Below are 18,401 nucleotides of genomic sequence, written 5' to 3' on the forward strand. Positions count from 1 at the left end.
GAACCCGCGGGCGTCAGCAGTTGGCCGGCGCGGGCTCGCCGCGCATGCGGGCATCCAGCCAGGACAGCGCGGGCGGGAGACCGAGCACCGCGGCGGTGAGATGGTCCGGGACCGGAACCTGCACGCTCCACACCTGGGCGCCGGCGGCGCAGTAGCGGTGGATGGTGTTCACCACGGCGTCCACCGGGATCAGGCCGTCGATGGGTGAATGCCATTCGAAGACGGGCATATTCGGGACGCCGGGGTACAGCTCCAGGCTGTTCTCCTCTACCACCGAGCGGGCCTGCGGGTCGTCGGTCATGACCGTGGATTTGGCGATGTCCAGCGCGCCCTGGCCCGCGCCCGCGGCCAGAATGTCATTGGTGCAGCTGTTGAGCAGCTTGTCGCGCACGGCCAGGCCGTGCTCGTTGAGCTGGTCGGTGAGCGGAAACCGGTCCGGGTATTCGCGTTCGAGACCCAGCCCGGCCGCCAGCGCCAGCCCGAAGGCCGGATGCCGGTTCATGCCCAGGGCTTCCAGCATGCTGACCAGGTTCATGGGCACGCCGCCCATGGCCGCGCCCGCGAGGTGCAGGTCGGGGGCGTAGGAGGCGGCCAGCGCCGCGGCCCAGGCGGTAGCCATGCCGCCGCCCGAGTATCCGGCCATGGCGACCGGACTGTGCTCGACCTTCAGATCCGGGACGTGCTGCACGGCGCGAATGCCGTCGAGGGTGATCTGACCGCCGAGTTTGGCCACGCCGTAGGCGAATCGGGGGCCGAGGTGGTCGGGCAGGGCCAGCGTCCAGCCGCGCCGCAGCAGCATGTTCCAGGCGGGGGCCTCGCGGACCACGAGGTTCGGGTCGCTGGTGTAGAGCACCCGCGAGACCGCGCACTGCGCGCCCAGGCCGTTGATGATCTGCTGGTAGGACAGCACGGGCGCGTCCGGGCGGCGGTTGCGCGGGGACAGCACCGTGGTGGTGGCCGCGATGGGCTGACCGGTGGAGTCGGTGGAGCGGAACTTGATCAGCGTGACGTCGGTGCCGGGGAAGCTGGGCAGGGCGGGCATGGCGCGCAGGGCCAGCACGTCGCCCGGCTGGTGGTCGGCGATGTCGGCGGGGGCGGCGTAGAAGGGGTCCGGATCCGGCGCGGCGAGAAGTGGTCGGGCTGCGGCCGGTCCCGCGGCGACGGTCAGCAGCAGAGCTGCGGCCACCGCGATGGACACGCGAATCCTCATGCCGGGCAGCGTAGAAAGGCGAGGCGGCCGCGGCCAGAGGGGCGAGCGAACCTTCCGAATAGTCACAATGGGCACGGTGACCGGTTGTGAACGCGCGCCCGATCTGGCACGCGAATGTTTCCGTTCCAACGGGTAACAACCACGCTCGCGCGGCGCTTGTGACATTTCCAAGCGCGAACCGAAACACGTTCCTGTACAGGCAAATCCAGTTACTTTCGGTTACAGAGACGCGCGGCCGACGCAGGGGTCGGCGCGCGTGTCTCCCCCGCCACCAATCGAGGAGCAGCACACATGGCCGGCATCACCGAAGGCAAGGTCCTGTTCGACAGCGTCGGCGAGGCGCTCACCCACCGCGTCACCGTCTACCTGGGCGGGCCCGAGGAGGGGGCCGAGCTCACCATGGAATACGCGGCGACCTGGAAAGAGGCCTCGGACTTCACCGTCGCGGCCGTGCACGCCGGACTGGCCGTGACGGTGGACAACCGGATCCGGCCGGGGCTGCGAAGATTGCCCCGCTACGGATTCCGGCACTGAAATAGGCTGCGCCCTAACTGAATTCGTATGTCCTGGCTACCGCCCGGAGTCCTGGGCGAAGGCGGTGGCGAGGGTGTCCCAGGCCGGGCCGAGCTCGGCGGCGAAATCCTCCCAGGCGTGAATCCCGGTCGGCTCGTAGCGCAGGGTGGCGGGAATTCCCAGGTCGCTCAACCGTTTCGCGAAGTGCTCGGTGCACACGCGGGCCCCGGCCTCCAGCACCACACCGCCACCACCGGCCAGCAGGGCCGCCATCGGATTGGGCGATTGGAGCACCTCGTTCATATCGGGAGCGCCGGGCACACCCGAGGAGGCGGCCAGATAGATCACGGTGCCGCGCAGCGCTTCCGCGCCCACGGTGCTGTCGTGGGTCAGCCAGTCGGCGGTGCCGGGCGGACCCCACAGGTTCACGACATTGCCGCCGCGCGAGGCGACGGTGAGCGCGGTGATGGCGCTACCGGGACCATCGATGGTCGAGTAGCAGCCGCTCAATCCGGCGACGGCACGGTAGAAGCCGGGGTGACGGTGGGCGAGCATCATCGCGCCCTGCGCGCCCATCGAGACGCCCGCGATGGCCCGGCGGCCGTCGGAATGCAGATATGGCTCGATGGCGCCGGGTAGCTCGGAGGTCAGGAAGGTCTCCCAGCGATTCCAGCCGAGGGCGGCATCCGCATGCTGCCAGTCGGAGTACATGCTGCCGGTGGCGCCGGCCGGGAAGACCACGTCGACGGGCTTGTCCGCGAAGAAATCCGCGGCGTGCCCCTTGGTCAGCCAGTCGGAGACGCCCTCGGCGTCCACGCCGTCGAGCAGGTAGAGGGTGGGGCGGGGTCCGTCGCCGGCACCGTGCAGCACATCGAGGGACACGGTGCGGCCCATGGCAGCGGAGGGCACGTCGACCCGCTCCCAGTGCGGGCCGAGCTGATTCACCCGGGTCACATTGGTCGGCGCCGCGGCACGGAGCGGCACCCCGGCCTGGGCGGTCACGCCGAAATACGGGAACGTGATCATCGCCAGCGCCGCGGCCCCGGCGGCAACCCGGCGCTTCACGACCCGGCTCCCGTCTCGGGATTGTCGTGAATCCTGTTGTGCGACACTCTAACTCCTCACGCCGGGCGTGATATCCGAAGAACCCACCGAGCGGGTGCGAGGTTGGCCGCTCGATGGGTCTTCATCCGATGGGAGTGCAGTTGCGACTGCACCGGTCTCGTCTCGAACAAGCGGTCCTCGCGTGCGGGGGCAGGAGAGGACCTCTTACTCACCTCCAAAACACGTGTCCCGGTGCGTTTTCCGATTCCGGCATCGACCGCGCAATTCATTCGATACCCGAACCACGGCGAGCGTAACCAGCCCCTGGGGCCGATCGGCAGGGCGCGAGCCACCTTCTGGAGAGTTCACAAGATGTGCGGCGCGGGCGTGGGATGGACCACAGCAGGGTTTATCCCGCATCCGGCGTCGCGCTCATCGCGCTCTCGAGCCGGGCCCGCCGGATCCGGGCGTCAGCGCCGGCCGTCGATCGGCGTTGTGGGGTCTCACAAGAGGCTGTTGCGTAGCCTCCTGGACACCGTTCGACGGAGTGGGCGTTGTTCATCACGCCACACCCATCCCCTATCTCGTTCGAGAATCCAGCATCGTGGCCGGGGACTGTTCTCAGTCGAATCTTGCTCGCCGAGAGGATTTCCCGGCGAGGGCGGTTGGAATCGCCAGTGTGCTGACCGGATTATTGGATTGCCCGCTCGAGAACAGGCTTCCCGAACCAGTCGAGGCTCTGTCCGTGCGGGCGGGTGTATGCCATCGGCGCCCCATTCCACCCGAGTACGAGATGCACGTCGGCCGGTCCGGCAGGGAGATCATCAGCGCCGAAATCCACTACTCCCGGAGGCTCATTGGTAATCCACTCACACGGAAGCTCACGCACCATGTCCGGAAAAGCCGCTCGATCCTCGCGCGCAAGATAGAGCAGCACAGCGCTCCCGAAGACAATGACAGGTATATCGGCGGGAGCCTCATGGACCAGGTCCGCCAGAGCATTGCTGAGATCACCCCGCACCAGCCGCGGCGGATTCTCCCGGGCGATGGCAGCGGCATTTCGCAAGCGGTCCAGGCGATTTCGCTGTTCCGGCCAGACGAGTGATTCCAGCCAGCGCACATCGTCGGGATCTCGCACATCCAGCGGGTTCAGATCGATCCCCGCGCGGTGCACGACATTCGGCAATTCGGTGGGCAGCGGCGGGTTTCCGGTCGTCGCGCACGGAAGGACAACGGTGGATCGCCCATCCAGCGGATCGAGAATGGGGCCGTCATCGTAGGTGTAGCTGTACCGATCGGGGTACAGGCACAGCCCGGCGGAAGCACCGAACTCTATGAGCGCCACCGGATCCGAGCCATGCCTCGCGAGCAGCGGTAGCAGGGTCGCGGTCCGGCCCACCTCGTTGGTCTGGGTTCTCCGGGTCATGGCGACATCCCTGACCTCAGGCCAGTTGCTGATCAGGAAGTCCTTGAACTCCTCGAACGACCCTACGGTCACGCCCAGGAATCTGGCCGCACCGAGGACCAGATTGGGCTGACGCTTGTATACCGGCAGGGCGTCTATCAGTGCGAGAAGCTCCGCGTCCCTCGCGATTCCGAGGCACCAGTGCTCGTAGCAGGGCGAGTAGCCCCGCACTTCCTTCTCGGCGAATGCCCGGTAACGATCGGCGGTTTCCATACTGCTCCCCCACATCGGCTGCCACGAAAAGGGCGTCCGCGGCGACAGCCGGGACGCCCTTATCGATAGCACCTGTCAGAGCATGCAGCTCACGCAGCCCTCGACTTCGGTGCCCTCGAGAGCCATCTGGCGAATCCGGATGTAGTACAGCGTCTTGATGCCCTTCCGCCAGGCGTAGATCTGGGCCCGGTTGACGTCGCGAGTCGTGGCGCTGTCCTTGAAGAACAGGGTCAACGACAGACCCTGGTCGACGTGCTGCGTCGCCGCGGCGTACGTGTCGATGATCTTCTCGTAGCCGATGTCGTACGCGTCCTCGAAGTACTCGAGGTTGTCGTTGGTCAGGTAGGGGGCCGGGTAGTAGACGCGGCCGATCTTGCCTTCCTTGCGGATCTCGATCTTCGACGCCACCGGGTGAATCGAGCTGGTGGAGTGGTTGATGTACGAGATCGAGCCGGTCGGCGGCACCGCCTGCAGGTTCTGGTTGTAGATGCCGTGCTCCATGACCGAGGCCTTCAACGCACGCCAGTCTTCCTGGGTGGGGATGTGCACACCGGCGTCGGCGAAGATCTGGGCGACACGGTCGGTCTTGGGCTCCCACGCCTGCTCGGTGTACTTCTCGAAGAACTCACCGGAGGCGTACTTCGAGTCGGCGAATCCACCGAACGCCGAACCCCGCTCGATCGCAATCAGATTCGAGGCCCGGATCGCGTGGTAGGCGATCGTGTAGAAGTAGATGTTGGTGAAGTCCACACCCTCTTCGGAGCCGTAGTGGACCCGCTCCCGCGCCAGGTAGCCGTGCAGGTTCATCTGGCCCAGGCCGATGGCGTGGGACTCGTTGTTGCCCTGCTCGATCGACGGCACCGAATAGATGTGCGTCTGGTCCGACACCGCGGTCAGCGCGCGAATCGCGACCTCGACCGACTTGCCGAGGTCCGGCGAGTCCATGGTCTTGGCGATGTTCAGCGAACCCAGGTTGCACGAGATGTCCTTGCCCACCTTGGCGTAGGACAGATCGTCGTTGAACTCCGACGCGGTGGAGACCTGCAGGATCTCCGAGCACAGGTTGGAGTGGGTGATCTTGCCCGCGATCGGGTTGGCCCGGTTCACGGTGTCCTCGTACATGATGTACGGGTAGCCCGACTCGAACTGCAACTCGGCGATGGTCTGGAAGAACTCGCGAGCCTTGATCTTGGACTTGCGGATCCGCTTGTCGTCGACCATCTCGTAGTACTTCTCGGTCACGTTGATGTCCGCGAACGGCACGCCGTAGATGCGCTCCACGTCGTACGGCGAGAACAGGTACATGTCCTCGTTCTTCTTCGCCAGCTCGAAGGTGATGTCCGGGATCACCACACCCAGCGACAGCGTCTTGATGCGGATCTTCTCGTCCGCGTTCTCCCGCTTGGTGTCCAGGAAGCGGTAGATGTCGGGGTGGTGCGCGTGCAGGTACACCGCGCCCGCGCCCTGCCGCGCACCCAGCTGGTTCGCGTAGGAGAACGAGTCCTCCAGCAGCTTCATGATCGGGATGACACCGGAGGACTGGTTCTCGATCTTCTTGATCGGCGCGCCGGCCTCACGAATATTGCTCAGCAGCAACGCGACACCGCCGCCGCGCTTCGACAGCTGCAGCGCCGAGTTGATCGAGCGGCCGATCGACTCCATGTTGTCTTCGATGCGGAGCAGGAAGCAGGACACCGGCTCGCCGCGCTGCTGCTTGCCCGAGTTCAGGAACGTGGGGGTGGCCGGCTGGAAGCGGCCGTCCATGATCTCCTCGACCAGCTCGCTCGCCAGGGTCTCGTCACCGGCGGCCAGGGTCAGGGCCACCATGCACACGCGGTCCTCGAAACGCTCCAGATAGCGCTTGCCGTCGAACGTCTTCAGCGTGTACGAGGTGTAGTACTTGAACGCGCCGAGGAAGGTCGGGAACCGGAACTTCTTGGCGTACGCCTGCTTGAACAGCTGCTTGACGAACTCGCGGGAATACTGGTCGAGCACCTCGGTCTCGTAGTAGTTCTCGCGCACCAGGTAGTCGAGCTTCTCCTCCAGATTGTGGAAGAAGACCGTGTTCTGGTTGACGTGCTGCAGGAAGTACTGGTGCGCGGCCTCCCGGTCCTTGTCGAACTGGATCTCGCCGTTGGGGCCATACAGGTTCAGCATCGCGTTGAGGGCGTGATAGTCCAGACCCTCGGTCGCGGAGTCGCCGCTGACGGGCCGCTCTACGCGGGCAGTCTTTCCGACCGGTGCTGTTGTCGTTGCCAAAACAATCCCAATCCCTCTCGGACGCGCTCGACGTCCTCGGCAGTTCCCATGAGTTCGAAGCGATACAGGTACGGAACCCCTGCCTTGCGTGAGATCACTTCTCCCGCATAGCAGTACGTATCGCCGAAGTTCGTGTTGCCGCTCGCGATCACGCCGCGCAGCAGGGCGCGGTTGTGCGGGTCGTTGAGGAACTTGGCCACCTGACGGGGGACGAATTCCTTGTCGGATCGCTGCCCACCCAAAACGTGCCGACCTCCCCCGTAGGTGGGGACGATCAGCACGAAGGGACGGTCGACGCGAAGCGAGTCGGCAGTGTGAAGCGGTATGCGAACGGCGGGCAGGCCCAGCCGTTCGACGAAGCGGTGCGTGTTCTCCGAAGCGCTCGAGAAGTAGACCAGATTCGGTGTCGCGCTGGACATCTCGGTCATCTCCCCTCCTTTCGATTCGGACGAACCTGCAGGAGGCCGCCGGCCCTGACCGGCGGCGCGACGTCAGGCGACGGCGACGATGTCGGCCAGAGCCTTGATGCGGTCCGGACGGAAGCCGGACCAGTGATCGTCACCGGCGACGACGACGGGGGCCTGCAGGTAGCCCAGGGCCATGACGTAGTCGCGGGCTTCGGGGTTCTCGGAGATGTCGATGACGCTGTAGTCGACACCGGCCTTGTCGAGGGCGCGGTAGGTGGCGTTGCACTGGACACAAGCGGGCTTGGTGTAAACGGTGATGGTCATTGGTATCCCCTTCTCCTTGCCTTCGGTCCGTCTGCAGTGCCGTCGTCCGTCTGCAGTCACACGGCTCAAACAAGATCCACGTAGTAAGTGCGCAAACCCCTGGAAGCGGAACCGAAGCTCCTGGTCACCCGGCGTCGTTCGAGGTCCTCGCCTAGCGGCCTTCCAGCTCCCAAGACACTACACCTAGTGGCCGACAGATTCATACAACACGACATGTTGCGACTCACAAAGGTGAAATTCCGGTGCCGTAAGTACCAGGACACTCGATTCGCAACTCGACACGACTGCGACGGACATCACAATTTCGGCAATCAGCTCATTTCCAGCAAACACACCATCACCGCTGATCAACACGCATCTCACGAGTCACAGGAGACTCGAGCGACCACCCGGTTTGCAAACCTGGCCGCGCCGTGCCCCGACTCCAGAGCCCCCGCTCGGCTCGGCGTGTCGCGGCAAACGCAGGCGATTCAGCGGATCGTGAAGGACGCGCCGTCGACCGGACCGGGCGCCAGCAATCGATTGGTGGCCCCGATCCCGTAGACCTCGGCGTCGTAGGCCCCCAGCGGCTGACCGTCGATGGTGATGTCGGAGAAGGTGATCGGATCGAACCCGGGCAGCGCGGCGCCCAGATGCCCCTCGACGATGATCTCCGCGGTACGGGCGGGCGCCGTGGACGCGGCGACCGTGGTCCTGGTCCAACCCGAGGTGCGATTCTCCAGCGTCATGACATACCGCGCGCCGTCCCAGCTGACCACCGAATGCATGGTGTCGCCCGGCCGCACCACCACATCGTCATAGCTGACCGGCGCCTCGGGATAGCTCTCCCACCAACCGTCGACCTGCTTGTCCGGGGTGCAGAAACCGCCGAGGAGGCCGAGCGAGCACAGGCCGTCCGCGGCCGCGCCCAGCATGTCCGAGAGTTTGCCGCCGGCGTTCATGACCGTCCCGGCCAGGTGCGGATCGGCGTACGCCAGGCTCGCCGCGGCCGATTCGATCTGCAGCCCCGGCAGCGCCGCGTACACGGCCGCGTCGCTGGCACACAGGGATTCGACGCCGGTCTGCATGAGCGGGAGGGCGACCTGGCCGTCGAGGCCGGTGGCGCCGTTCAGTCCCACCCAGGGCACCACACGCTGCAGGATGCCCGGATTGCGGCAGTCCACCTGCGGCTGTACCCAGGTGGCGCTGACCTCCCGGAAATTCCCCCGCACCACATATCCGGCCCAGTTACCCAGGTAGAGGCGGACATAGGACTCGGCCGCCGCGTCGGCCGCGTTGACCACCACCGAGGCGGCGGAGACGGCCAGGGTGACCGCCATGAAACAACGGCCTAACACAGTGTTGCCCGCTGGTAGCTTCATGGTCTGACGGTAGCCCGATTTGTCCGGGAAAAGCGACAGGCCACGGCTCGAAAGCCGTGGCCTTGTGCTGAATTCAGCGGGTTATCGCCGTACGTGTCAGGCGTTTGCCCGGGCGTCGGCGGCCTCCACCAGCAGATGCACGGTGGCGGCGAGCTGGGTCAGCGCCTCCGCATCGTCGGCCGGGTGGTTCTCACCGAAGCGCTGGCCGATGACACCGAAGTTCAGCGACGCGTCCTCGACGACCTTCGCACCGGCCACACCCAGCGCCTTGACGGTGTCGTCGTGCGACCACTTGGCGGCGTTCGGGCTGATGGACGCGGAGATGACGGCGGCCGGACGGTCCTTGAGCGCGCCGGCGCCGTACGGGCGGGATGCCCAGTCGATGGCGTTCTTCAGCACGGCCGGCAGGGTGCCGTTGTATTCGGGGGTCACCAGCAGCACGGCGTCGGAGGCGGCGACGGCGTCACGCAGCGTCTGCGCGGTGGCCGGGACCTTGCCCTCGCCGTCGATGTCCTCGTTGTAGAAAGGAATTTCACCGAGGCCCTCGTAGATCGCGAGCTCCACGCCCTCCGGCGCGGTCTTCGCGGCGGCCTCGGCGAGGCGGCGGTTGATGGACGCGGCACGGAGGCTGCCGACCAGAACGAGAATGCGGGTCTGCGACATGATGATCACTCCAAGGGTTACTGATTCAGCAGCGGAACTTCGATACACTTTAACCGGACCACAGTCCGCTTACATTCCCGGGTAGGAGCAGAGAGCCTGTGACACGCGACACCTCACCGAATGAGGTCGTTCCAGCCCTGCCGAGCATCGGGCTGCCGATCGAACCCGTCGGCACGCAGCGGCCGCCGGCGCACTCGGCGCCGCTGCTCATGCCCGGCAGCAGCCGCGAGCGCAGCGACGCCGCCCGCAACCGGCAGCTGCTGCTCGACGCCGCCGAACAGCTGGTTCGTGAATGCGGCGCGGACGCGGTCACCATGGACGCGGTCGCCAAGCTGGCCGGCGTCGGCAAGGGCACCGTGTTCCGGCGCTTCGGCAATCGGGCCGGACTGATGCTGGCGCTGCTGGACCAGTCCGATCAGAAACTCCAGTGGGCCTACATGTTCGGGCCCCCGCCCCTGGGCCCCGGCGCGCCGCCCGTGGACCGGCTCGTCGCCTTCGGGCGCGCCCGCCTGGCCCTGGTCGAGGTGGAGGGCGACGTGCGCAAGAACGCCGACCTCGGCGGGCAGTACTCCGGCCCGCCCTACAACATCGCGAAAACCCATGTCGCCCTGCTGCTCCGGCAGGCGGGCGCGCCCGGCGAGATCCCCCTGACCGCCGATACCCTGCTCGCCACCCTCGACGCCGGGCTGGTGCTGCACCAGATCCGCGAGCTGGGCTACACACCGGAACAGGTGGGCGACCACTGGGAGCACCTGGTCCGGCAGGTCACCGCTCCGGCCGCGCGGTAGGGTCGCCGCCCGTTCAGTACAGTGTGGCCATGGGGAACCTGCGCGAACAGATCATCGCCGAATTGGGCGTCCTGCCGGCCATCGAACCGAAAACCGAAGTGCGGCGGCGCATCGACTTCCTCAAGGATTATCTGCGCTCCACGCCCGCGACCGGTTTCGTGCTCGGCATCAGCGGCGGCCAGGACTCCACCCTCACCGGCCGTCTGTGCCAGCTCGCCGCCGAGGAACTGCGCGCGGAGGGCCACGACGCCACCTTCGTGGCCGTGCGCCTGCCCTACGGCGTCCAGTTCGACGAGGAGGACGCGCAGATCGCACTGCGGTTCATCCAGCCCGACCGGTCGGTCGTCGTGAATGTGAAGCCCAGCGCGGACGCCGCCGCCGGCGAGGCCGCCACCGGCATCCTCGAGCTGCACGAAGAACCCCGCCTGCGAGACTTCGTGCGCGGCAATATCAAAGCCCGCGAGCGCATGCTGCTGCAGTACGCCATCGCCGGCCAGCTCAACCTGCTGGTCGTCGGCACCGACCACGCCGCCGAGGCGGTGACCGGATTCTTCACCAAGTACGGCGACGGCGGCGTCGACATCACCCCGCTGACCGGTCTCACCAAGCGCCAGGGCGCGGCTCTGCTCCAGGAACTCGGCGCGCCGCCGAGCGTCTGGCAGAAGGTCCCGACCGCCGATCTCGAGGACGACCGCCCGTCCCTGCCCGACGAGGAAGCCTTGGGGCTCGCGTACTCCCAGATCGACGATTACCTCGAGGGCAAGCCGGTCGGACCCGAGGTCTCCGAGCGCGTAGAGACCATCTTCCTGAACACCCGCCACAAGCGGACCGTCCCGGTGTCCCCGCTCGACACCTGGTGGAAGTAGCCCGCCACACCTCGTGCATCGGATAGCGGCCGGTTCATCCCCGATCGGAGTCTTCGATGAGGCGGCGGTGGAGTTCGGCCGTCATCAAGTGGATGGCACGGGTGAGTTCGGTGTTGGTCTTGAGTTCGAGTTCCTGCTCACGAAAGTCGTGATCCGCCTTGGCCTGCTGAAAATCGGCCTGGCGGTTCTGGCCGATCATGACGAAGGTGGACAGGAAGATCGCTTCCAGCGAGACCACCAGGGTCAGGGTGGGCCAGGGGCTCTTCTCGGCGAAGATCATCCAGACCGCGAAGCCGAGCGCGTGGATGTAGACGAAATTCATCGAGCCCGCGAACTTGGTGATCCAGTCGGCGATCCGCAGCTGGAAACTGGCGGCGCGCTCTTCCTGCACCTTCAGGACGGCGGGGTGGCGAGGCTTGGGAAGGTGCGTCATTCGGATCGGTCTCCTGGCGAAGGTGTGCGGGGACCGGCGAATGTTAGCGCCCGGCAGTGAAATTCGCGGCGGAGCAGCACCGCGCGAAGACTAGCCGCCCGCGAAGGGCGGCAGGACGTCGACGCGCGGCGACAGCGGGGTGCTCACGTCACGGGTCAGTTCGTCGCCGATGAGATAGGCGCAGACCTTCAGCATCGGGTCCAGCTTCGGGCCGTAGACCGCCGAGAGGGTGGTGCGCAGGTCGGCGACGGTGGCGCCGGACGGCAGGTCCAGGGTCTCCTTGTCCTTGCCGACCGCATCGGCGATCGCGGCGAAATAGCGGACCTCAACCACCGATGGCTCCCATTGTTCGTTCGGGCGGGACGAAGCCGGCGGTGTCGATGCCGTGCCCCGCCGATTTGTTCCACATGGCGCCGCGCCACAGTCCGGCGATGTCGGCGTCGCTCGCGCCGGACCGCAGCGCGGCGCGAATGTCGTACTCCTGATCACTGAACAGGCAGGACCGGATCCGGCCGTCGGCGGTCAGGCGGGTGCGGTCGCAGTCGCCGCAGAACTTGCGGGTCACCGAGGCGATGATGCCGACGGTGGCCGGGCCGCCGTCCACCAGCCAGCGCTCGGCGGGCGCGGAAGGATCCTCCCGGCCGGTCTCGGTGAGGCCGAAGCGCGTGCCCAGGACCTCCAGCAGTTCGGCGGCGGTGATCATGTTCGCGCGCGCCCACTCGTGGTCGGCGTCGAGCGGCATCTCCTCGATGAACCGGAGTTCCGCGCCCGCGTCCAGGCACCACTGCAGCAGATCGGCCGCGCCGTCGAGGGTTTCGCGCATGAGCACGGCGTTCACCTTGAGCGGGGTGAGCCCCGCCGCGATGGCGGCGCGAATCCCGGCCAGCACCGAATCGAGGCGGTCACGGCGGGTGAGCCGGTGGAAGCCGTCCCGGTCCACGGTGTCGAGCGAGACATTGATGCGCCGCAGCCCGGCCTCGGCCAGTCCGCGCGCCCGATGCTCGAGCCCGACGCCATTGGTGGTCATGGCCAGCGGCGTATCCGGCAGCGCCGCACGGCAACCGGCGATGATGCGTTCCAGATCGCGGCGCATGAGCGGTTCGCCGCCGGTGAATCGCACCTCGTGCACGCCCAGTTCACGCACCGCGAGCGTCACCAGCCGCACGATCTCGTCGGGGGAGAGCAATTCATCGGCGGGGATGGCCGGCAGGCCCTCCTCGGGCATGCAGTACGTGCAGCGCAGCGAGCACTTCTCGGTGATGGATACCCGTAGGTCCCGCGCGACCCGTCCGAATCGGTCCAGTAGCAACGGCGTGTCCGGGCGTCCGTCCTGCGCGGGCCGCCCGGTTCGCACAGCGGGCATCCCCATCGCGACCACGGTCATTGGACCATTATTGCCGGGGCCGCAAGTCTTCGTAGATTCCTACGAGGCGCAGCCGGTCACGGCCTGGAGGATCCACCCGCGTATAGGCTCACCGGCATGAGTTCCCGGCACGCGCTAGCCCCGGCCCGACCCGTCGACGACCACCGCCGACGCCTCGAGGATGTGCTCCGCCCGCTGGCCGGACGCTCCGCGGAGCCGGTGCCGATGGCGCGGGCGCTGGGCCGCCGGCTCGCCGTCGACGTGCATGCCCCCCTGGATCTGCCGGTGTTCCGGAATTCGGCCATGGACGGCTACGCGGTCACGGCCGAGTCGGTGGCCATCGTCCCCGCTACGCTGCCGCTGGCCGGCGTGGTGGCGGCGGGCAATACCGAGCAGGTGACCCTGGAACCGGGCACGGCGGTGAAGGTGATGACCGGCGCGCCGGTGCCGCCCGGCGCGGACTGCGTGGTGCCGGTGGAGCACACCGAGTCCGACGGCGTCACTGTGACGGTCCGAACCAGCCGTGCCACCGGCGATTTCGTGCGCGAGCCCGGCACCGACGTGCGCGCCGGACAGTTGCTGGTCGCGGCGGGGACGCTGCTGCGGCCCCGGCACATCGCCGCGCTGGCCGGCGTCGGGCTGCCCGAGCTGACGGTGTTCCGCCCGGTCCGCGCGGCCGTGCTCACCACCGGAGACGAATTGCGGCCCGCCGGAGCGACGCTGCTGCCCGGGCAGATCTTCAACTCCAATGGCATCGCGCTGGCCGCCGCGCTGGCCGACAACGGCGTCGAGGTGGTGTCGGTGGCACACGCGACCGACGATCACGACGAGTTCCGGGCCCGCCTGAACGAGGCGGTCGCGGCGGCCGATGTGGTCTTCACCTCCGGCGGCGTCTCCATGGGCGACTTCGAGGTCGTCAAGGAGGTGCTGACCCCGCTGGGCGGCGAATTCGGCTCGGTCGCAATGCAACCCGGCGGCCCGCAGGGACTGAGCATGGTGGACGGGGTGCCGGTGCTGAGCTTCCCGGGCAACCCGGTGAGCACCATGGTGTCCTTCGAGATCTTCGCCCGGCCCATCCTGCGCGAGCTGGCCGGGCTGCCCGCGCTGCCGATCGCCGAACTGCCGCTGCTGGAACCGGTCCGCTCCCCCGCCGGGAAGCGGCAGTTCCTGCGCGGCAAGCTCACCGAGGGCGGGGTGGCGCTGGTGTCGGGTCAGGGCTCGCATCTGATCGCGGCTATGGCGCACGCCGATGTGCTGGTCGATGTTCCGGCCGCCGCGACCGAACTGCCCGCGGGCACGATCGTCGAGGTCCGGCCGCTGTGAACCCGCTGGAATTCCTGTGCCAAGGTGGTGCCCATGAGTGAGTTGTCGCATGTCGACCGTGAGGGTCGCGCCCGCATGGTGGACGTGAGCGCGAAGGCCGATACCGCGCGCATCGCGGTCGCGGCCGGCGAACTGCACACCACCGCCGAGGTCATCCGGCTGGTTCGCGCCGACGACATGCCCAAGGCCGATGTGCTCAGCACCGCGCGCATCGCCGGCATCAACGGCGCCAAGAAGACCTCCGAGCTGATTCCGCTGTGCCATCAGCTGGCGCTGTCGTCGGTGAACGTGAGCTTCGGCTTCACCGAGACCACCATCACCATCGAGGCGAGCGCGAAGACCAAGGGCCCCACGGGTGTCGAGATGGAGGCGCTGACCGCGGTCGCGGTCGCGGGTCTCACGCTGCACGACATGGTGAAGGCGGTGGATCCGGCCGCCACCCTGAACGGGGTGCGCCTGATCACCAAAGAGGGTGGCAAGCACGGACATTGGGTGCGGCCGGAGGCCGAGGGGCACCACGGCGAGCAGCACCACAAGCACCACAAGCACGGCAAGCACGACAAGTCCGCCGCCATCGAGGCTCCGGTTCCGCCGGCGGGCCAGGGCCGGACGGCCACCGTCGTGGTCGCGTCGACCGGCGTCGCCGCCGGCACCCGCACCGATACCACCGGCCCGGTCCTGGTCGAATGGCTTGCCGCACAGGGTTTCTCGGTGCGCGGACCACTGGTCTTCGCGGACTCGGATATCACGTACGGCCTCGAGGACGCCCTGTCCACCGAGCCGGATCTGGTCATCAGCACCGGCGGCACCGGCGCCTCCCCCACCGACGCCACCCCGGAAGCCACGCTCGCCCTGATCGATCGGGAGCTGCCGGGCGTCGCCGACGCCATCCGCCAGGCCGGCACCGCCAAGTTCCCGCTCGCCGCGCTCAGCCGCGGCGCGGCGGGCCTGGCCGGGCGCACCGTGATCGTCAATCTGCCCGGTTCGCCGGGCGGGGTGAAGGACGGCATGGCCGTGCTGACACCGCTTCTCGAACATCTGCTGGCCCAGGTGGCCGGAGGAGGCAGCCATGAGTGAACTGCTGGCCCGGATCAGCGATCGGCCGCTGGATCCGGCCGAGGTGGAGCGGGCGGTGAGCGGGCCGGAGCACGGCGGCATCGTGGTGTTCACCGGCAAGGTGCGCGATCACGATGGCGGGCAATCGGTTTCGGCCCTGGAGTACTCGGCGCATCCGCAGGCCGAGCAGTTCCTGCGCAAGGTGTGCGCCGAGGTCGCCGCGTCCTCCGGGCTGCCGGTGGCGGCGGTGCACCGCGTCGGCCCGCTGACCATCGGGGACCTCGCCATCGTGGTGGCCGTCGCCGCGCCCCACCGCGCCGAAGCCTTCACCACCTGCGCCGAACTGGTCGACCGTATCAAGCACGAGGTCCCCATCTGGAAGCGCCAGATGTTCACCGACGGCCTCTCCGAGTGGGTCAACGCCTGCGGCTGAATCAGCTCTCGCACGGGGTCACGATGGGCTCGCTCGACGGGTTTTTGTCCGATTCGCTCAAACGTCATGGTCGTTGGCACGGCGTTTTGTCTTCCGAACCAGTGGGTGCGGCGCGTCCGGTGCGCGACAGTGGGCACAGTGATCAGTGACCATGGGAGGCGATGATGAGTGCAGCAGGCGACGGCCGGATCGTGCTCGGCCCGCACCAGTACGGCAAGGCCGAGAACCGGGTGGTGCGCATCTATCGCGACACCGCACGGCATCGAATCCGGGACCTGAACGTGTCCTCGTGCCTTCGCGGCGCGTTCGACGACGCGCATACCGTCGGCGACCAGGGCGCGGTGCTGCCGACGGATTCGCAGAAGCAGACCATCTACACCTACGCCAAGAGCCACGGCGACGGCAGCATCGAAGAGTACGGGCTGGCCCTGGCCCGGCACTTCGTCGACGACATCGCACCCGTCGACTCGGCCCGCCTCGAGATCGAAGAGTATGCGTGGCAACGGGTTCCGGTCGGCGGCAGCGGGCACGACCACACCTGGACGCGGGTGGGGCCGGAGGTGCGGATCGCGGCGATCACCGTCAGCGGGACCGGTGCGGAGCGCCGCGAATGGGTGATCGGGGGCGTCAAGGACCTGGTGATCCTCAAGTCCACGGGTTCGGAGTTCACGGGTTTCCTCGAAGACCCGTTCACCGTCCTCGAACCCGCCCACGACCGGATCCTGGCCACCAGCCTGATCGCCCGCTGGCGCTTCGCCACCCCGCCCGAGAACTGGGATGCCGCCTACCACGGGATCCGCGCCGCCATGGTCGAGACCTTCGCGACCCTGCACTCGAAAGCCTTGCAGCAGACCCTGTTCGAGATGGGCCGGGCCGCGCTGGAGGCGTATCCGTGCCTGGCGGAGATTCGCATGTCGGCCCCCAACAAGCACCACTTCGCCTACGACACAGCCCGTTTCGGCGTGCCGAACCTGGGTGAGGTCTTCCACGCCGACGACCGCCCCTACGGCCTGATCCAGGCGAATGTGCTGCGCGAGGGCGCCTCGGACGCCGGAACCGCCTGGGATCCCTACACCGGCGCGGTGTGACCGGCCAGCGTGCGCACCGCCACGTACAGATCCAGCCGATCGTCGAGCCGCCCGAGATCGCGCCCGGTGAGCTCCTCGATCCGGCCGATCCGATAGCGAACGGTATTGAGGTGCAAATGCAGTCGATCCGCCGCCTGCCGCCACGAGCCTTCACACCCGAGATACACCTCGAGCGTCTCCAGCAGTCCGCCCCCGTGCCGCCGGTCGTACTCCAGCACCGGACCGAGCACGCGTTCCGCGAAGCGCCGCTGGAGATTCCCGGGCACCGCGGTGAGCAGGCCGACGGCCGAATCGATATCGGCGACGCGCAGGCTCACCGGAGCCGCGTCGTCGCCGGCCGCGGTGGCGGCGGCCGCCGCCGCCGCGGTCGCCCCGGCCAGGGTCTCCTCCGGCTGCCGGGCGCTCACTCCGATGGCCAGCCGAAGTTCGCCGAGCGCGGGCGCGATGCGCCCGATGCGCTGCCGGATGGCGCGGGCCATGTCCTCCTGGGCGACCGGGGCCACACCCACGACGCGTCCCTCCCGGTCGATCGAGGTGACCAGCCCCGGCAGTGCGTCGTGCAGGGCGCCCCGCACGGCCATCAACCCGACGACGGAATCCGCCCAGCTCGAAACCCGTTGCGGGGAAACGGGTTCCGCGCCGGTGACCGGCGTTCCCGCCCGTTCGATCGCGCCCGGGACGCCGCCGGGCGGCAGGCGCGGCGGCGGGTCCGGTTCCGGCTCGGCGCCCGTCTCCGTCGCGGCCGCGTGGAGTTCGCAGACGATCGCCGCTTCCGGCCCGTTCGGCCGCTCGGTGAACGGTGCTGGAAAGCGGTCGGCCAGTTCCCAATCCAAGTGCTGCCGGTCGGCGCGGCGCTGGCGGTAGAGCTCCGCCACGGCCGCCAGGTCCGCACCGAAGGGGTCCAGTTCGGCGGCAGACGGCCGGATCACCAGGTACCAGGCGGTGATTCGATCGCCCGCGCCCACCTGGAGGATCCGCATCGCGCCCGCGGTGACGGCGGGCAGGCGGGGCGCGGTGAGGGCGGTGGTGAGAATCCGGTCGGTCTCCGCCTCCGCCAGGTCCTCGGTGCCGGCGATGACGGTCCCGATCGAGGTCAGCAGCCAGGCCGAAACACGCTGTTCCCGTGCGAAATCCGCGACCAGGGTCTCGACGGCCGCCCCGGCCGCCACCGCGGACAGCAGCCGACGCTGCCGGTCGGCACGCGACTGCACCCGCCGCCAGCGCACCTCCGCCGCCTGTTCGGCCAGGTATTCGATGATCCGGCTGAACGGCACGCTCTGTGGCGACGACAGCAGCGGCAGCCCGTGCCGCCGGCAGGCCTCGACCACGTCCTCGGGCACCTGCCCGTGCAGCGCCTGCCCGGCCACCACGCCGGCGACCCCGGCTCCGGCGAGCAGGCCGACGTAGCGGTCGGAGTCCGCGGCCCCCTGCCGCCACACCAGACCGGTGCAGACCAGCGCGCCCGGGGTCACGAACGGCCGGGGATCGGGCATATCGGTCGCACAGATCCGGGCGATCGGCCGATCCAGCTCGCTCGCGTCACCGTGTAGCAGCCGCATGCGCAACTGCGGCGCATCGAGAATGTCGCGCAC

At 68.1% G+C, this 18,401-nt stretch carries 19 protein-coding genes; 7 read left to right on the forward strand and 12 right to left on the reverse strand.

Features of this window, described 5'->3' with window-relative positions; genetic code table 11:
• Positions 1 to 13 precede the first annotated feature (13 nt).
• Positions 14 to 1,210, reverse strand: coding sequence for a lipase family protein (locus tag ON33_RS17955; protein WP_040860111.1), 1,197 nt, complete (start codon positions 1,208 to 1,210; stop codon positions 14 to 16).
• A gap of 291 nt (positions 1,211 to 1,501) precedes the next feature.
• Between ON33_RS17955 and ON33_RS17960 the strand changes: the two genes are divergently transcribed.
• On the forward strand, positions 1,502 to 1,744 hold the full coding sequence (locus ON33_RS17960; RefSeq protein ID WP_040860112.1) for a hypothetical protein: 243 nt from the start codon (positions 1,502 to 1,504) through the stop codon (positions 1,742 to 1,744).
• A 36-nt stretch (positions 1,745 to 1,780) separates the two neighbouring features.
• On the opposite strand, the gene ON33_RS17965 is transcribed toward ON33_RS17960, so the two are convergent.
• From ON33_RS17965 to ON33_RS17995, 7 genes are all read right to left on the reverse strand, one after another.
• Positions 1,781 to 2,788 (reverse strand): alpha/beta hydrolase, encoded by a 1,008-nt coding sequence (locus ON33_RS17965; RefSeq protein ID WP_051152419.1) that lies wholly within the window; start codon positions 2,786 to 2,788, stop codon positions 1,781 to 1,783.
• Positions 2,789 to 3,458: 670 nt separating this feature from the next.
• Positions 3,459 to 4,445, reverse strand: coding sequence for a DUF2332 domain-containing protein (locus ON33_RS17970; RefSeq protein WP_040860113.1), 987 nt, complete (start codon positions 4,443 to 4,445; stop codon positions 3,459 to 3,461).
• A gap of 75 nt (positions 4,446 to 4,520) precedes the next feature.
• Entirely contained in the window at positions 4,521 to 6,602 is a 2,082-nt protein-coding gene (gene nrdE / locus ON33_RS17975) for a class 1b ribonucleoside-diphosphate reductase subunit alpha (protein ID WP_245550610.1), read from the reverse strand.
• Between the two features lie 59 nt (positions 6,603 to 6,661).
• Positions 6,662 to 7,132, reverse strand: a complete 471-nt coding sequence (gene nrdI / locus ON33_RS17980) for a class Ib ribonucleoside-diphosphate reductase assembly flavoprotein NrdI (RefSeq protein ID WP_051152421.1) — start codon at positions 7,130 to 7,132, stop codon at positions 6,662 to 6,664.
• A 63-nt stretch (positions 7,133 to 7,195) separates the two neighbouring features.
• Entirely contained in the window at positions 7,196 to 7,435 is a 240-nt protein-coding gene (locus ON33_RS17985; RefSeq protein ID WP_040860114.1) for a redoxin NrdH, read from the reverse strand.
• A gap of 470 nt (positions 7,436 to 7,905) precedes the next feature.
• A complete protein-coding gene (locus ON33_RS38315) occupies positions 7,906 to 8,796 on the reverse strand; it encodes a G1 family glutamic endopeptidase (protein ID WP_083869059.1) in 891 nt (296 codons plus the stop codon).
• Between the two features lie 96 nt (positions 8,797 to 8,892).
• Positions 8,893 to 9,459, reverse strand: a complete 567-nt coding sequence (locus ON33_RS17995; RefSeq protein ID WP_040860534.1) for an NAD(P)H-dependent oxidoreductase — start codon at positions 9,457 to 9,459, stop codon at positions 8,893 to 8,895.
• 209 nt (positions 9,460 to 9,668) lie between these two features.
• Between ON33_RS17995 and ON33_RS18000 the strand changes: the two genes are divergently transcribed.
• Together ON33_RS18000 and nadE are read left to right on the forward strand one after the other, a co-directional pair.
• Positions 9,669 to 10,247: a TetR/AcrR family transcriptional regulator gene (locus tag ON33_RS18000; RefSeq protein WP_040860535.1), complete on the forward strand. Its 579-nt coding sequence runs from the start codon at positions 9,669 to 9,671 to the stop codon at positions 10,245 to 10,247.
• A 29-nt stretch (positions 10,248 to 10,276) separates the two neighbouring features.
• Positions 10,277 to 11,113 carry an NAD(+) synthase gene (nadE, locus tag ON33_RS18005; protein ID WP_040860115.1) on the forward strand — a complete coding sequence of 279 codons (837 nt, stop codon included), beginning with the start codon at positions 10,277 to 10,279 and terminating at the stop codon, positions 11,111 to 11,113.
• A 34-nt stretch (positions 11,114 to 11,147) separates the two neighbouring features.
• On the opposite strand, the gene ON33_RS18010 is transcribed toward nadE, so the two are convergent.
• From ON33_RS18010 to moaA, 3 genes are all read right to left on the reverse strand, one after another.
• On the reverse strand, positions 11,148 to 11,546 hold the full coding sequence (locus ON33_RS18010) for a DUF1003 domain-containing protein (RefSeq protein WP_040860116.1): 399 nt from the start codon (positions 11,544 to 11,546) through the stop codon (positions 11,148 to 11,150).
• Between the two features lie 90 nt (positions 11,547 to 11,636).
• Positions 11,637 to 11,879, reverse strand: a complete 243-nt coding sequence (locus tag ON33_RS18015; protein ID WP_040860117.1) for a MoaD/ThiS family protein — start codon at positions 11,877 to 11,879, stop codon at positions 11,637 to 11,639.
• A complete protein-coding gene (gene moaA, locus ON33_RS18020; protein ID WP_040860118.1) occupies positions 11,872 to 12,930 on the reverse strand; it encodes a GTP 3',8-cyclase MoaA in 1,059 nt (352 codons plus the stop codon). The genes ON33_RS18015 and moaA overlap by 8 nt, the downstream gene beginning before the upstream one ends.
• Before the next feature lie 96 nt (positions 12,931 to 13,026).
• Between moaA and ON33_RS18025 the strand changes: the two genes are divergently transcribed.
• The 4 genes from ON33_RS18025 to pucL all read left to right on the forward strand — a co-directional run bounded on the left by ON33_RS18025 (position 13,027) and on the right by pucL (position 16,809).
• Entirely contained in the window at positions 13,027 to 14,232 is a 1,206-nt protein-coding gene (locus ON33_RS18025) for a molybdopterin molybdotransferase MoeA (RefSeq protein WP_040860119.1), read from the forward strand.
• 33 nt (positions 14,233 to 14,265) lie between these two features.
• Positions 14,266 to 15,309 (forward strand): bifunctional molybdenum cofactor biosynthesis protein MoaC/MoaB, encoded by a 1,044-nt coding sequence (gene moaCB / locus ON33_RS18030; RefSeq protein ID WP_040860536.1) that lies wholly within the window; start codon positions 14,266 to 14,268, stop codon positions 15,307 to 15,309.
• A complete protein-coding gene (locus ON33_RS18035; RefSeq protein ID WP_040860120.1) occupies positions 15,302 to 15,721 on the forward strand; it encodes a molybdenum cofactor biosynthesis protein MoaE in 420 nt (139 codons plus the stop codon). Before moaCB ends, ON33_RS18035 begins: the two co-directional genes overlap by 8 nt.
• 164 nt (positions 15,722 to 15,885) lie before the next feature.
• Positions 15,886 to 16,809: a factor-independent urate hydroxylase gene (pucL, locus tag ON33_RS18040; protein ID WP_040860537.1), complete on the forward strand. Its 924-nt coding sequence runs from the start codon at positions 15,886 to 15,888 to the stop codon at positions 16,807 to 16,809.
• On the opposite strand, the gene ON33_RS18045 is transcribed toward pucL, so the two are convergent.
• Positions 16,791 to 18,401, reverse strand: a complete 1,611-nt coding sequence (locus tag ON33_RS18045) for a helix-turn-helix domain-containing protein (RefSeq protein ID WP_245550575.1) — start codon at positions 18,399 to 18,401, stop codon at positions 16,791 to 16,793. The genes pucL and ON33_RS18045 overlap by 19 nt on opposite strands.

Source organism: Nocardia niigatensis NBRC 100131 (assembly GCF_000308655.1).
In the GTDB taxonomy this organism is placed as follows: Bacteria; Actinomycetota; Actinomycetes; order Mycobacteriales; family Mycobacteriaceae; genus Nocardia; species Nocardia niigatensis.